This window comes from Intrasporangium calvum, from assembly GCF_028446585.1.
GTDB classification, from domain to species: domain Bacteria; phylum Actinomycetota; class Actinomycetes; order Actinomycetales; family Dermatophilaceae; genus Intrasporangium; species Intrasporangium calvum_A.
On sequence record NZ_JAPFQL010000067.1, the window covers coordinates 15,648 to 29,406 of the forward strand.

Annotated in this window: 11 protein-coding genes; 8 read left to right on the forward strand and 3 right to left on the reverse strand. The window is 70.4% G+C overall.

The window, feature by feature from the left end; genetic code table 11:
- Positions 1-30 precede the first annotated feature (30 nt).
- Together OO014_RS14325 and OO014_RS14330 are read right to left on the reverse strand one after the other, a co-directional pair.
- Positions 31-1,629, reverse strand: coding sequence for an ABC transporter permease (locus tag OO014_RS14325; RefSeq protein ID WP_272463005.1), 1,599 nt, complete (start codon positions 1,627-1,629; stop codon positions 31-33).
- Positions 1,626-2,582: an ABC transporter ATP-binding protein gene (locus OO014_RS14330; RefSeq protein WP_272463006.1), complete on the reverse strand. Its 957-nt coding sequence runs from the start codon at positions 2,580-2,582 to the stop codon at positions 1,626-1,628. Before OO014_RS14330 ends, OO014_RS14325 begins: the two co-directional genes overlap by 4 nt.
- A 178-nt stretch (positions 2,583-2,760) precedes the next feature.
- Between OO014_RS14330 and OO014_RS14335 the strand changes: the two genes are divergently transcribed.
- On the forward strand, positions 2,761-4,353 hold the full coding sequence (locus tag OO014_RS14335) for an acyl-CoA mutase large subunit family protein (RefSeq protein ID WP_272463007.1): 1,593 nt from the start codon (positions 2,761-2,763) through the stop codon (positions 4,351-4,353).
- On the opposite strand, the gene OO014_RS14340 is transcribed toward OO014_RS14335, so the two are convergent.
- Complete coding sequence (locus tag OO014_RS14340) at positions 4,329-4,967, reverse strand: hypothetical protein (protein WP_272463008.1); 639 nt, start codon at positions 4,965-4,967, stop codon at positions 4,329-4,331. The two genes, OO014_RS14335 and OO014_RS14340, sit on opposite strands and share 25 nt — an antisense overlap.
- Before the next feature lie 64 nt (positions 4,968-5,031).
- Between OO014_RS14340 and OO014_RS14345 the strand changes: the two genes are divergently transcribed.
- The 7 genes from OO014_RS14345 (at position 5,032) to OO014_RS14375 (ending at position 13,382) form a co-directional block, all read left to right on the forward strand.
- Positions 5,032-6,258 carry an amidohydrolase gene (locus OO014_RS14345; RefSeq protein WP_272463015.1) on the forward strand — a complete coding sequence of 409 codons (1,227 nt, stop codon included), beginning with the start codon at positions 5,032-5,034 and terminating at the stop codon, positions 6,256-6,258.
- 166 nt (positions 6,259-6,424) lie between these two features.
- Positions 6,425-7,486 (forward strand): BMP family lipoprotein, encoded by a 1,062-nt coding sequence (locus OO014_RS14350; protein WP_272463009.1) that lies wholly within the window; start codon positions 6,425-6,427, stop codon positions 7,484-7,486.
- A 245-nt stretch (positions 7,487-7,731) separates the two neighbouring features.
- Positions 7,732-9,264, forward strand: a complete 1,533-nt coding sequence (locus OO014_RS14355; RefSeq protein ID WP_272463010.1) for an ABC transporter ATP-binding protein — start codon at positions 7,732-7,734, stop codon at positions 9,262-9,264.
- The gene (locus OO014_RS14360) at positions 9,264-10,376 is read left to right on the forward strand and encodes an ABC transporter permease (RefSeq protein WP_272463011.1); all 1,113 of its coding nucleotides are present in this window, start codon (positions 9,264-9,266) and stop codon (positions 10,374-10,376) included. The genes OO014_RS14355 and OO014_RS14360 overlap by 1 nt, the downstream gene beginning before the upstream one ends.
- Positions 10,373-11,650, forward strand: coding sequence for an ABC transporter permease (locus OO014_RS14365; RefSeq protein ID WP_272463012.1), 1,278 nt, complete (start codon positions 10,373-10,375; stop codon positions 11,648-11,650). The genes OO014_RS14360 and OO014_RS14365 overlap by 4 nt, the downstream gene beginning before the upstream one ends.
- Positions 11,647-12,087 carry a cytidine deaminase gene (locus OO014_RS14370; RefSeq protein ID WP_272463013.1) on the forward strand — a complete coding sequence of 147 codons (441 nt, stop codon included), beginning with the start codon at positions 11,647-11,649 and terminating at the stop codon, positions 12,085-12,087. Before OO014_RS14365 ends, OO014_RS14370 begins: the two co-directional genes overlap by 4 nt.
- Positions 12,084-13,382, forward strand: coding sequence for a thymidine phosphorylase (locus OO014_RS14375; protein WP_272463014.1), 1,299 nt, complete (start codon positions 12,084-12,086; stop codon positions 13,380-13,382). The genes OO014_RS14370 and OO014_RS14375 overlap by 4 nt, the downstream gene beginning before the upstream one ends.
- The last annotated feature ends 377 nt before the right edge of the window (positions 13,383-13,759 follow it).

Below are 13,759 nucleotides of genomic sequence, written 5' to 3' on the forward strand. Positions count from 1 at the left end.
TAACCGTAGCGGCCCGACCCACGCGCCGGCTCAGCCGATGTCGCGCCTGCGGATCCCGTAGAGGCCCGCGCCGACGAGCGCTGCGGCCACGAGGGTGAGCCACACCAGGGGTGCCCACTCCGGCTGGCCCCCGGGCAGCGTCGGCAGGTGGGCGAAGGGGGAGAGCTGCACCAGCCAGTCCGGGAGCTCCAACAGCTCGCCGAACTCCCCGAGCGCGAAGAACGTCAGGAGCACGCCCCAGGCGAAGCCGGTCCACCGCGGTGCGAGCCCGACGAAGGCCAGGGCCACCCCGAGACAGACCCAGACCGCGGGCAGCCGGGACAGGGCCGCGCCACCGAGGCTCGCGACCTCGCCGGGCACATCGTCGACCTGGCCACCGCGCACGACGCCGAGGACGAGGCCCATGACGGCCAGGACGAGCGCGGTGGCCGCCAGGGCGACGAGCAGGTGGCTGAGCGCCCAGCGGATCCGGGTGGTGCGGGTGGCCAGCACGGGCTCGGTCCGGCCCGCGGTCTCCTCGGATCGGAGCCGCAGGATGAGGGCGATCCCCAGTGCCGACACGGCGACGCCGGCGAACCCGAGCTCGGTGGCGAAGAAGGTGTCGATGAGGGTCCCGGCCGATCCCCCGAAGCGGGTCAGCAGGTCCTTGATGTCCGAGCCGCTGAGGAAGGTCTCGACGTTGGGGGCGACGGAGGCCATGACGGTGGCGAGCACGGAGACGCCGATCACCCACCCGGCCACGGTCCCCGTCGCCAGCCGTCGGGCGAGGGCGCCGACGCTGTGCAGGCGACCGCGGGCCGGACCGGTTCGGCTGGCGAGGATCCCCGCTCCGAGGTCGCGGCGTTCGAGCAGCACGAAGGCGAGGGCGACGAGGATGACGTAGGCGGCGACGCCGAGGACGCCGACCCAGAGCCGGTTGGCGCCGTAGGCCTGCACCTTCACGACCCAGCCCAACGGCGAGAGCCAGCTGAGCAGCCTGGCTGGACTGCCCTCCGCGGCGCCGTCGCCGATGACCCGGACGACGTAGGCGAGGGCGAGCGTGCCGAGGGCGAAGCCGGCCGCACCGCGGGCGGTCCCGGAGAGCTGGGCGGCGACCGCGGTGACCCCGACCCACGTCAGCCCCGCCGTGGCCCAGGCGACACCCAGGGCCACCGACCCGCGATCGTCGAGCCCCACCTGCACCGAGGCGGCAGTCACGAGCAGGGTCGTGATGAGCACGGCGGCCGTGGCGAGGACCACGGCCGCTGCGAGCGGGGCCCGCCGGCCCACGACGCCGCCGCCGAGCAGCTCGAGCCGGCCCTCTTCCTCCTCGGTCCGGGTGTGCCGTCGGACCACCACGTAGACCAGGAGCACCAGGAAGACGGCGCCGAGCAGCACCGTCTTGAAGGTCGCCAGCGAGTCCAACGAAGAGGGGTCCGAGATGGGACCGTAGAGCGCGACGACTGCCGGATTGGACAGCGCCTCCGCCATCGCGGCGACGGCCAGGCCGGCGTCGGGATAGAGGTCGATCGTGGCCCGCGCTGCGGCGGTCACGAGGCCGACGACGGCGAGGATGCTCGTGGGCAGCAGCACGCGGTCCCTGCGCAGTGCCAGTCGCAGCAGGGTCCCGGTTCCGGCCAGTCCGGTCATCGACGGCCCACCGTCGCCTCGCCGCCCCGGTGTTCGCCCCGGTGTTCGTCGCGGTGTTCGTCGCGGTGTTCGTCGCGGTACTGGTCCATGAAGAGGTCCTCGAGCGTCGGTGGCTGGCTCGTCAGCCCGGTGATGCCGTGGCCGCCGAGCCGCGCGAGCAGCTCCCCGAGGTGGGCGGTCTCGACGGCGCAGGTGACGCGATCGCCCGCCACCACGACGTCAGTCACGCCCGGCGCGGACAGCAGCTCGGCAGGGTCGACGGGCGTCTCGAGGGTCGCCTCGACCGTGGTCCGTGAGCGCCGCCGCAGCTCGTCGATGGCCCCCGACTCGACGTTGCGCCCGGCGCGGATGATGCTGACCCGGTCGCCGAGTGCCTCGACCTCGCTGAGGATGTGGCTCGACAGGAGCACGGTGCCGCCGTTCGCCGTGAAGTCCCGGACGCACCGGCGGAACTCCGCGTCCATCAGCGGGTCGAGGCCGGAGCTCGGCTCGTCGAGGAGGAGCAGCTCCACGTCCGACGCGAGGGCTGCGACGAGGGCGACCTTCTGCCGGTTGCCCTTCGAGTAGGAGCGTCCCTTCTTCGTCGGGTCGAGCTGGAAACGATCGAGCAGCTCCGCGAGCCGGGTCTCGTTGAGGCCGCCGCGGAGCGAGCCGAGCAGGTCGATGACCTCGCCGCCGGTGAGGTTGGGCCAGAGCACGACGTCCCCCGGCACGTAGGCGAGCCGGCGGTGCAGCGTCTCGACGTCGTGCCAGGGATCCCCGTCGAGCACGGTGGCCGACCCGCCGTCGGCGCGCACCAGACCGAGCAGGATCCGGAGTGTCGTCGACTTGCCGGCGCCGTTGGGGCCGAGGAAACCGTGGATCTCCCCGCGCTCGACGTTGAGGTCGAGGCCGTCGAGGGCGACCGTGCGGCCGAAGGACTTGTGGAGGTCGCGGACCTCGATCACCGCCATGTCCTCACCTTGGCCCGACAGGCCGGGGCAGGCAAGGACGTTTGACCCGGGGAGCCGGCCCAGCGGCATACGGCAGAGGTGGAAGGGCTGCCCGACCCGCGAGACGTCCGCGTGACGTCGACTACGTTCGGCGCCCGCACCCGTCAGCGCGACGGGCGACCCCACTACCCTCTGGCACATGGCTGACAGCACTGGCGCGCGCTCCGAGTCCGACCTGCCCATCGAGGCGGTCTACGACGACTCGGCCCTGGAGGGCTTCGACCCGGAGGCCAAGCTCGGCCGGCCCGGCAGCTACCCGTTCACCCGCGGTGTCTACCCGACGATGTACACGGGCAAGCCGTGGACGATGCGGCAGTACGCCGGTTTCGGCACCGCCAAGGAGTCGAACGAGCGCTACCACCAGCTCGTCAAGGCGGGCACCGGTGGCCTCTCCGTCGCGTTCGACCTGCCGACGCAGATGGGTTACGACTCGGACGAGCCGATCGCGCACGGCGAGGTCGGCAAGGTTGGCGTGGCGATCGACTCGATCGAGGACATGCGCACCCTGTTCAACGACCTGCCGCTGGACAAGATCTCGACGTCCATGACGATCAACGCCCCCGGCTCGACGTTGCTGCTGCTCTATCAGCTCGTCGCCGAGGAGCAGGGCGTCGCCGGCAACCAGCTGACCGGCACGATCCAGAACGACGTCCTCAAGGAGTACATCGCCCGCGGCACCTACATCTACCCGCCGCGCGAGAGCCTGCGCCTGATCGCCGACGTCTTCGCCTACTGCCACCGGGAGATGCCGCGCTGGAACACGATCTCCATCTCCGGCTACCACATGGCCGAGGCGGGTGCGACGCCCGTGCAGGAGATCGCCTTTACCCTGGCCAACGCGATGGAGTACGTCCGCGCCGCGCAGGCCGCCGGGCTCGACGTCGACGACTTCGCACCGCGCCTGTCCTTCTTCTTCGTCGCCCGCACGACGCTGCTCGAGGAGGTTGCGAAGTTCCGCGCCGCTCGGCGGATCTGGGCCAGGATCATGAAGGAGCAGTTCGGCGCGCAGAACCCCAAGAGCCAGATGCTCCGGTTCCACACGCAGACCGCCGGGGTGCAGCTGACCGCGCAGCAGCCCGAGGTCAACCTCGTCCGCGTCGCCCTGCAGGGCCTCGGAGCCGTGCTCGGCGGCACCCAGTCCCTGCACACGAACTCCTTCGACGAGGCCATCGCGCTGCCGACCGAGAAGGCGGCCCGCCTCGCCCTGCGCACCCAGCAGGTCATCGCCTACGAGACGGACGTGACCAAGACGGTCGACCCGTTCGCCGGTTCCTACGTCATCGAGTCCATGACGGACCAGATCGAGGAGGCGGCGCTCGCGCTGATCCAGGCCGTCGAGGACCGCGGGGGAGCCGTGGCTGCGATCGAGCAGGGCTTCCAGAAGTCCGAGATCGAGCGCTCCGCCTACCGCGTGCAGCTCGAGATCGACGAGGGCGAGCGGACCGTGGTCGGCGTCAACAGATACACGCTCGACCAGGAGGACCACTACGAGCCGCTGCGCGTCGACCCGCAGATCGAGGCCGACCAGCGGGACCGCCTTGCGAGGCTGCGCGCCGAGCGGGACAACGACGCCGTTGCGGCTGCCCTGTCGGCTCTGCAGGCGGCTGCCCGCGGCACCGACAACGTGCTCTATCCGATGAAGGAAGCCCTCCGGGCCAAGGCCACCGGCGGCGAGGTCGCGCACGCCCTGCGCGAGGTCTGGGGCACCTACCAGCCGCGCGAGACCTTCTGACCCGGGCAGGTCGCGCACGGCCGCATCCCGGGGAGCGCGACGATGAAGCAGCACGACCTGCGGCGTGGCGCGGCCGCCCCGGCCGCTCGGGCTGCGGCCAGCCGCCAGACGTCGTCGACGACGCCCCACCGTTGGCGGCTGCTCATCTTCACCTCGGGCGCGTAGTCCCGCACCACCTCGCTGACCACCTCGCGGTATGCCGCTGAGCTCGCTTCCAGCGCAGCCTTCCTCGAGCGGTCGGCTGGCTCGTCCACGGCGACGTGGCCGGGGTGCAGCACCAGGCGGGCGGGGTGCAGCCCCGGTGCGAGCTCGAAACCCAGCCCCGCGGGGGAGGGCAGGAGGACCACGGAAGCCAGCTCAGCGGCATACGCCAGCGGGGTGGCCGCCACTTCGCACCACCACTGGAGGACGAAGGCGGCGGCGACGTGCGGGCGTTCCTCCGACCCCTGGCGGGCGGCCAACGCGCGGCGCCAGGTCGCGAGCGGATCCTGTCCGGCGCCGGTCTGAGCGGTGATGTCGGCGACCCACGTGGTCGCCGGGGAGGACTCCATCGTGAGGGTCACGAAGGGCAGGGCGCGGTCGACGAGTTCGACGAGGGCGGCCAGCTGAGGCATGCGGGCTCCTTCGGCGGCGGTCGGGACCCGGACATCCTCTCGGTAGACTCTCGTGCTCGTGACCATGTCCCCGCTCTTCGACGAGATCTCCCGTGTCGTGACCGAGACCGAGGCTGAGCTCATCGACTTCCGGCGGGACCTGCACCGACACCCGGAGCTCGGCCGGGCAGAGGTGCGCACGACCCGGCTCGTGGCGGAGCGACTCCAGGCGGCCGGGATCGCCGTCCGCACGCTGCAGGGGACCGGGCTCGTCGCCGACCTCGGCGCCCCCGAGCCGACGATCCGCATCGGCCTGCGCGCGGACCTCGACGCGCTGCCGATCCGCGAGCAGACCGAGCTCGAGTTCGCGTCCTGCACCGACGGGGTCAGCCACGCCTGCGGGCACGACGTCCACACGACCGCCCTGCTCGGCGCGGCGTTGGCGCTCAAGGCGGTGGAGGGGCGGCTGCGCGACCACGGGGTCGGCGCTCGCCTCGTGTTCCAGCCTGCCGAGGAGCTGATGCCCGGAGGCGCCGAGGACGTCGTCGCCCAGGACGGGATCGTCGGCGTCGACCGCATCTTCGCCCTCCACTGTGACCCGAGCCTCGACGTCGGGCACGTGGGCCTCCGTGTCGGGCCGATCACGGCCGCGGCCGACCAGATCGAGGTCAGCCTGACCGGGCGTGGCGGCCACACCTCGCGTCCGCACCTGACGCAGGACCTCACCTACGCGCTCGCGAAGGTCGTCACGGACGTGCCGGCGGCGCTGTCCCGACGGCTCGACCCGCGGGCCGCGGCGTCCCTCGTCTGGGGCGCGATCCACACCGGGGGAGCGCACAACGTCATCCCGGCCACGGGCAAGGCCACCGGCACCCTGCGGATGCTGGACGTCGAGACCTGGGACGGCGTGGAGAAGCTGCTCGACGAGGTGGTCCACGCCGTCGTCGCCCCCTACGCCGTGGCCGCGGACGTCACCATCACCAAGGGTGTCCCGCCGGTCGTCAACGACGCGTCCTGCATCGACGCGTTCACGGCTGCGGTCGTCGGCGCCGGCGCGACCGTGGCCGCCACCCCGCAGTCCCTCGGGGGCGAGGACTTCGCCTGGTACCTGACGCACGTCCCCGGGGCGATGGCCCGTCTGGGCACCCGGCGCCCCGACGGACCGACCTACGACCTGCACCGGGGCGACCTCGTCATCGACGAGGGCGCCATCGCCGTCGGCGCGGCCACCCTCGCCGGGTGTGTGCTCTCCTCCGCGGCGCACCACCTGCTCTCCCGGCCCGTTGCCGGCCAGGGGGCTACTCCCCAGTAGTGAGGTCGATCACGCGCGCCGTTCAGGCGTCGTCGAGGCCGGGTCGCGGATAGGTAACACTTGCGGCGAGTTTCCCCGACCACTTCCGTTCACGTCCGGCAGCAGGTCTACAGTGCGGGAATCAGGGCCGATGTCGTCGTCGGTCCGACGAGTGAAGGAGCAACCCTTGCGTCACGCAACCAAGGTCGCAGCAGTCATCGCCGCTGCTGCACTCGGACTTGCCGCCTGCGGCAGCAGCGAGACCCCGGACACCACTCCGGGAGCCGGCGGGACCGGCACCGGCGCCCCTGCCGCCGGTGAGCAGATCAAGGTCGGGATGGCCTACGACGTCGGCGGTCGCGGCGACCAGTCCTTCAACGACGCCGCAGCTGCGGGTCTCGACAAGGCCAAGGCCGAGCTCAACATCGACAGCAAGGAAGCCGTCGCCCAGAACGGCGAGGCAGAGTCCGCCCGCGAGGAGCGGCTGCAGCAGCTGATCGACGCTGACTACACGAACATCGTTGCAGTGGGCTTCGCCTACGCACAGTCGGTGGCGAAGGTCGCGGCGGAGAACCCCGACGTCAAGTTCGCGCTCATCGACTCCACGGACGCCAAGGGCGCCAACATCGAGAACGTCACGTTCGCCGAGCACGAGGGCTCCTTCCTCGTCGGTGCGGCGGCGGCGCTCAAGACCAAGACCAACGTGATCGGCTTCGTCGGCGGCGTCGAGACGCCCCTCATCAAGAAGTTCGAGGCCGGCTACATCGCGGGCGCCAAGGCCGTCAAGCCCGACATCGAGATCAAGGTCCAGTACCTCACGCAGCCGCCGGACTTCTCCGGCTTCGGCGACGTCGCCAAGGGCAAGGCCGCAGCCGAGGGCATGTACCAGGCCAACGCCGACATCGTCTACCACGCTGCCGGCGGCTCCGGCGGTGGCGTCTTCCAGGCTGCCAAGGCGGCCAACAAGCTGGCCATCGGCGTCGACTCCGACCAGGCCCTCACGGCTGACGAGGCCGTCCGCGACGTCATCCTCACGTCGATGATCAAGAAGGTCGACGTCGGTGTCTACGACTTCATCAAGTCGATCTCGGACGACAAGTTCGCCGCAGGCGAGAAGTCGTTCGACCTCGAGGCCGGCGGCGTGGACTACTCCACGACGGGCGGCAAGATCGACGACATCAAGGCGCAGCTCGACGAGTTCAAGCAGAAGATCATCTCCGGCGAGATCACGGTCCCCACGACTCCCTGAGTCGCGCAGACCAGCCGGTTGAAGGTCACGGCCCGGACGACGCGCCGAGCGTCGTCCGGGCCTTTCCTTACCCTGCCCCCGCATCACTGTGTACGTTCAATGCGGTGGTCCATTTCTGTCTCGCCCGCATGCAAGGGCCCTGATGAGGAGCGTGCGTCATCGTCCCCACTGACCCAGCCGCCACCGTCCCACCGGACCGCGGCCCGGATCGAGGAGTGGAGCCCCCCGGCGCCGGAGCCTCCGGAATGCGACGGGGTGAGCCGGTCGTCGAGCTGCACGGCATCACCAAGCGGTTCCCCGGCGTCGTCGCCAACAAGGACATCGAGCTGACCGTCCACCGCGGCACGGTGCACGCCATCGTGGGCGAGAACGGCGCCGGCAAGTCGACGCTGATGAAGATCCTCTACGGCGTCCAGCAGCCCGACGAGGGCAGCATCGCGGTCGAGGGCCGGGTGCGACAGCTCAAGTCGCCGGCCGACGCCATCGAGGCCGGCATCGGGATGGTGTTCCAGCACTTCCAGCTCGCCGACAACTTCACCGTCCTCGAGAACGTCGTGCTGGGCGCCGAGGGGTTGCACGGCATCGGTGACGGCGCTCGCCGCAAGATCAAGGAGATCTCGGACGCCTACGGCCTGGACATCGAGCCGGACGCCCTCGTCGAGCACCTCGGAGTCGGGGCGCAGCAGCGGGTGGAGATCCTCAAGGTGCTCTACCGCGGAGCGCGGATCATCATCCTCGACGAGCCGACGGCCGTGCTCGTGCCGCAAGAGGTCGACGAGCTCTTCGACAACCTCCGCGAGCTCAAGGCCGAGGGCCTGACCGTCATCTTCATCTCGCACAAGCTCGACGAGGTGCTCCGGGTCGCGGACGCGATCACGGTGGTCCGCCGTGGCACCACGGTGGCCGAGGTGAGTCCCCAGGATGTCAGCGCACGCGACCTCGCCGAGCTGATGGTCGGGTCGGAGCTGCCCTCGCCGAGCACCGAGGAGTCGACCGTGACCGACGTGCCGCTCCTCACCGTGGAGGCGACCTCACTCGAAAACCCGCTCGGCGGGCGCCCCCTGCTCACCGACATCAACCTCACCATCCACTCGGGCGAGATCGTCGGCATCGCCGGTGTCGAGGGCAACGGCCAGGACGAGCTGGTCGAGGTGATCATGGGGATGCGCGAACCCACGGCAGGCCGCATTCTCCTCGGCGACGTCGACACCTCGACCTGGCAGACCAGGGAGATCCGCGAGGCGGGCATCGGCTACATCCCGGCCGACCGTCATCGCCACGGGCTCCTGCTCGAGGCGCCCCTGTGGGAGAACGTCATCCTCGGCCACCAGACCGAGCCGATCTACGTCACGGGGCCGGGCGGCTCCCTCGTCAACGGCTCAGCCGCACGTCAGGAGACGGAGGCGGTCGTCGAGCAGTACGACGTGCGCACCCCGTCGATCAACGTCACCGCCGGCTCTCTCTCCGGCGGCAACCAGCAGAAGCTGATCATCGGCCGCGAGATGCGCCGGGAGCCCAAGGTCCTCGTCGCGGCCCACCCGACCCGCGGCGTCGACGTCGGCGCCCAGGCCGCGATCTGGGACCACATCAAGCAGGCGCGGCGGGCCGGCCTCGGCGTGCTCCTGATCTCCGCCGACCTCGAGGAGCTGGTCGGTCTGTCCGACACGATCCACGTCATCCTGCGCGGACGGCTGACGGGGCAGTTCGACCCCGACAGCGTCACCAAGGAGGAGCTCGGTTCCGCCATGACCGGTGCGACGACGGAGGGGGCAGCCTGATGACGCGCCGCTTCGACCTGCGACGGATGGGGATCGCCCTGTCCGCCCCCGTGCTGGCCATCCTCGTGGCCGTCATCGTGACCTCCACGATCCTCGTGGTGGCCGGTGACCCGGTCGGCGAGGTCTGGGGGACCATCCTCTCCGTGCCGCGGCCCAGAGTGATCGTGGCCATCATCAACGCCGCGATCGTCTACTACATCTCGGCCGTGGCCGTCGCCATCGGGTTCCGGATGAACCTGTTCAACATCGGCGTCGACGGCCAGTACCGCATCGCCGCGTTCGCCGCGGCCGTCGTCGCCGGCGAGGGCTGGCTCCCCGGCCCCCTCAACATCCTCCTGGGGCTGGTCGTCGCCATGCTCGCCGGTGGCCTCTGGGCCGGCATCGCGGGCCTGCTGAAGGTCTATCGCGGGGTGTCCGAGGTCATCTCCACGATCATGCTCAACGCGATCGCCACCGTGCTCGTCGCGTTCCTGCTGCGCAAGGCCGCGCCGCAGACCGGGTCCAACATCGTCAGCACGCAGCCGATCCCCGAAGGTTCTCGAGTCGGCGGGCTGCCGTTGATCCCGGGAGTCTCGCGTGAGGTCTACGGCCTCGTGTTCCTCGCCGTCCTCATTGGCGTCCTCTACTGGTTCGTCCTCGGCAAGACCCGCTTCGGGTTCGACCTTCGAGCCACGGGCCGGTCCGAGTCGGCGGCCGTCGCGAGCGGCGTCAAGGTCAAGCGAATGGTCCTGCTGTCCATGATCCTGTCCGGGGTCGTCGCAGGGCTCGTCGGCATGCCACTGCTGTTCGGCCAGGACTACGCCTACGGCACCACCTTCCAGCCCGGTCTCGGGTTCGCGGGCATCGCCATCGCCCTGCTGGGCAGGAACCACCCGGTCGGCATCGTCTTCGCCGCCTTCCTCTGGGCCTTCCTCGACCAGCAGTCCAACGCGCTCCAGATCACGGCCGGCGTCAGTGACCGGCTCGTGCTGATCATCCAGGGCGTCATCGTCCTCTCCGTCGTCATCGCCTACGAAGTCATCCGCCGCCTCAACGTGCGGATCGAGCAGCGACGGGTCGCCCAGGCCCTTGCGGAGCAGGCCGCAACCGTCAAGGAAGGGGCTCCGGCATGAGCCAGCTCGTCACCCAGACCGAGCCGACCAGCCCGCCGTCCCGACGACCGCTCGGCTGGTACTCGTCCCTCGTCGGCTGGCGTCGGCTCATCGTCCTCGCGACTCTCGGCCTCGTCGTCATCTCGCTGACCCGAGTCATCACCGGCGCCCACGACATCGACTCCTCAGGGGCGCTCGCCGCCGCGCTGGCGCTGGCGGCACCCATCGCGCTCGCCGGTCTCGGCGGCCTCTGGTCGGAGCGGGCCGGCGTCGTCAACATCGGGCTCGAGGGAATGATGATCCTCGGCACGTGGGGGGCCGCGTTCTTCGCCTCCAACTACGGCCCCTGGGCCGGGCTGCTCGGGGCCATCCTCATGGGTGCGGTCGGCGGTGCCGTCCACGCCCTCGCCACGGTCGTCTTCGGTGTCGACCACATCATCTCGGGTGTCGCCATCAACCTGCTCGGTCTGGGGGCCGCGTCCTACCTCGCGGTTCGCACCTTCGAGGCGACGGGCGGCACACAGTCGCCCAGCCTTCCCGAGCTGCCCCGGATCACGATCGGTGGGCTCTCAGACTGGCTCGGTGAGATCGAGAGAGGCCGCACGTTCCTCGTCGCCGACGTCGCGAGCGTGCTCCGGGCGCTGGTCACCAACCTCTCGGTGGTCACCGTGCTGGTGGTTGCGCTCATGGTCCTGTCGTGGTGGATCATCTGGCGCACGTCGTTCGGTCTGCGCCTGCGTTCGTGTGGCGAGTCGCCGACGGCGGCGGAGACGCTCGGCGTCAACGTCTACCGCTACAAGTTCATCGCCGTGCTCGTCTCCGGCGGGCTCGCCGGCCTGGGCGGCGGCTTCCTCGCGATGGTGGCCTCCAACCTCTACCGCGAGGGCCAGACCGGCGGCCGCGGCTACATCGGCCTCGCCGCCATGATCTTCGGCAACTGGCGCCCCGGCGGCCTGGCCGCCGGAGCCGGCCTCTTCGGCTACAGCGACGCCATCTACCTGCGGGGCGGCGGAGACGTCATCCATGCGTTCCTGCTGCCCTTCTCGGTGTTCCTCCTGCTCTGGGGGGTCTGGGCGCTCTGGCGCCGCAGGCAGGGGAAGCGGGTCGTCGGGCTGGTCAGCGTGCTGATCGCCGTCGGGGTGTTCGCCTGGTTCGCGCTGACGTCGATCTTCCCGCGCGAGCTGACCGGTATGACGCCCTACCTCGCGACCCTCATCGTCCTGGCCTTCGCCTCGCAACGGCTACGCATGCCCAAGGCCGACGGAGTGGTCTATCGGAAGGGGGAGGCCTCGTGAGCGAGGTCGACCCGGGAGCGAGCCCAGCGGCATACGGCATCGACTGGGAGTCACTGCGCCAGCGCGCGGTGGAGCTGATGGGGCGGGCCTACGTCCCCTACTCCCACTTCCCGGTCGGGGTGGCGGGTCTGGTCGACGACGGGCGGGTCGTCGCCGGCTGCAACGTCGAGAATGCCGCCTACGGGGTCGGACTCTGTGCCGAGTGCGGCCTGGTGTCGGAGCTGCACGCCACCGGCGGCGGGCGGCTCGTCGCCGTGTTCTGCGTCGGTGGCGACGGTCAGGCACTCATGCCGTGTGGCCGATGCCGCCAGCTGCTCTGGGAGAACGGTGGCCCGGAGTGCGCCCTCATGACACCGGAAGGCCCGATGACGATGCGCGAGGTCCTCCCACAGGCCTTCGGCATCGACGACCTGATCGCTGGGGGATCGTTGCCATGAACGACGCGACCGAGGCCTTCGACGCCGTTGACGTCATCGCCACCAAGCGCGACCGCGGGCGGCTGGCGGACGAGCAGATCGACTGGGTGATCGACGCCTACACCCGGGGGGTGGTCGCCGAGGAGCAGATGGCCGCCCTTGCGATGGCGATCTACCTCAACGGCATGACCGGCGAGGAGATCGCCAGGTGGACCGACGCGATGATCCGCTCCGGCGAGCGACTCGACTTCTCGGGCCTCTCGCGGCCGACGAGCGACAAGCACTCCACCGGGGGAGTGGGAGACAAGATCACGCTGCCGCTCGCGCCTCTGGTCGCGGCCTGCGGCGTGGCGGTGCCGCAGCTGTCCGGCCGCGGGCTCGGCCACACCGGGGGCACCCTCGACAAGCTCGAGTCGATCCCCGGGTGGAGAGCCTCGCTGACCAACGACGAGATGATGCGCCAGCTCGAGGACGTCGGTGCCGTCATCTGCGCCGCCGGCTCCGGGTTGGCGCCGGCCGACAAGAAGCTCTACGCCCTGCGTGACGTCACGGCCACCGTTTCATGCGTGCCACTCATCGCCTCCTCGATCATGAGCAAGAAGATCGCGGAGGGGACGGGGTCGCTGGTGCTCGACGTCAAGGTGGGCTCGGGCGCCTTCATGAAGGAGCTCGACCAGGCGCGGGAGCTGGCCGAGACGATGGTCCGGCTGGGCACGGAGGCCGGCGTGAGGACGGTGGCCCTGTTGACCAACATGGCCACACCGCTCGGGCTGACCGCCGGCAACGCGCTCGAGGTCCGTGAGTCGGTCGAGGTCCTGCAAGGCGGCGGGCCGGAGGACGTCGTCGAGCTCACCGTTGCGCTCGCCCGGGAGATGGTTTCGGCCGCAGGTCTGGAGGACGTCGACCCTGCGGATGCCTTGGCCGACGGTCGAGCGGTGGACGTGTGGCGTCGGATGATCCGGGCCCAGGGCGGCGATCCCGATGCTCCGCTGCCGACGGCCAAGGAGACCCACCAGGTCCTCGCTCCTGCGGATGGCGTGCTCGTGGAGCTCGACGCGCTTGCCGTGGGGGTCGCCGCGTGGCGCCTCGGTGCGGGACGGGCCCGCAAGGAGGATCCCGTCCAAGCCGCCGCCGGCGTGGAGATCCACTACAAGCCCGGTGCCGTGGTGCGCGGCGGCGACCCGCTGCTGACCCTGCACACCGACACACCGGAACGTTTCGGCCGGGCGATCGAGGCGCTCGAGGGTGCCTTCACCATCGCGCCCGAGGGGTCCCGGCCCGACCTGCCTCCGATCGTCATCGAACGCATCGCCTGAGGGCCGTCCACGGGGGCTCCGATCGGGGCGGTCGAGGCTCTGGCCAAAGTCGGCCCTCAAGGACGTTTCCGCAGGTCAGGTGCCATGTGGAGGGTCCCGGACGGGCGGATTAGGAGATCCGCCGGGGCACGTGTAATGTTCTCACTGCCGCAAGGGAAACCAAGCGAGTCGGGACCGGCGCCTCCAAGAGGCGGTCACGGATTTGACTCCCAAGCAGACGCGCGGCAGACTAGAAGGGTTGCCCCGGAGGCTGGCTCGGTGAGCTGGTTGATGGTGTGTGTCCGATTCTTGAGAACTCAACAGCGTGTCAAAAATCGATGCCAATGTTTTACCTCGTGGTGGGGTGTGGCTGGCTGCTCGTAGTGTTCGGGTGGTTG

Bases quoted from the DNA above. Each gene is read 5' to 3' on its own strand.
- OO014_RS14325 (WP_272463005.1), bottom strand. From the start codon at position 1,629: ATGACCGGACTGGCCGGAACCGGGACCCTGCTGCGACTGGCACTGCGC.
- OO014_RS14330 (WP_272463006.1), bottom strand. From the start codon at position 2,582: ATGGCGGTGATCGAGGTCCGCGACCTCCACAAGTCCTTCGGCCGCACG.
- OO014_RS14335 (WP_272463007.1), top strand. From the start codon at position 2,761: ATGGCTGACAGCACTGGCGCGCGCTCCGAGTCCGACCTGCCCATCGAG.
- OO014_RS14340 (WP_272463008.1), bottom strand. From the start codon at position 4,967: ATGCCTCAGCTGGCCGCCCTCGTCGAACTCGTCGACCGCGCCCTGCCC.
- OO014_RS14345 (WP_272463015.1), top strand. From the start codon at position 5,032: ATGTCCCCGCTCTTCGACGAGATCTCCCGTGTCGTGACCGAGACCGAG.
- OO014_RS14355 (WP_272463010.1), top strand. From the start codon at position 7,732: ATGCGACGGGGTGAGCCGGTCGTCGAGCTGCACGGCATCACCAAGCGG.
- OO014_RS14360 (WP_272463011.1), top strand. From the start codon at position 9,264: ATGACGCGCCGCTTCGACCTGCGACGGATGGGGATCGCCCTGTCCGCC.
- OO014_RS14365 (WP_272463012.1), top strand. From the start codon at position 10,373: ATGAGCCAGCTCGTCACCCAGACCGAGCCGACCAGCCCGCCGTCCCGA.
- OO014_RS14375 (WP_272463014.1), top strand. From the start codon at position 12,084: ATGAACGACGCGACCGAGGCCTTCGACGCCGTTGACGTCATCGCCACC.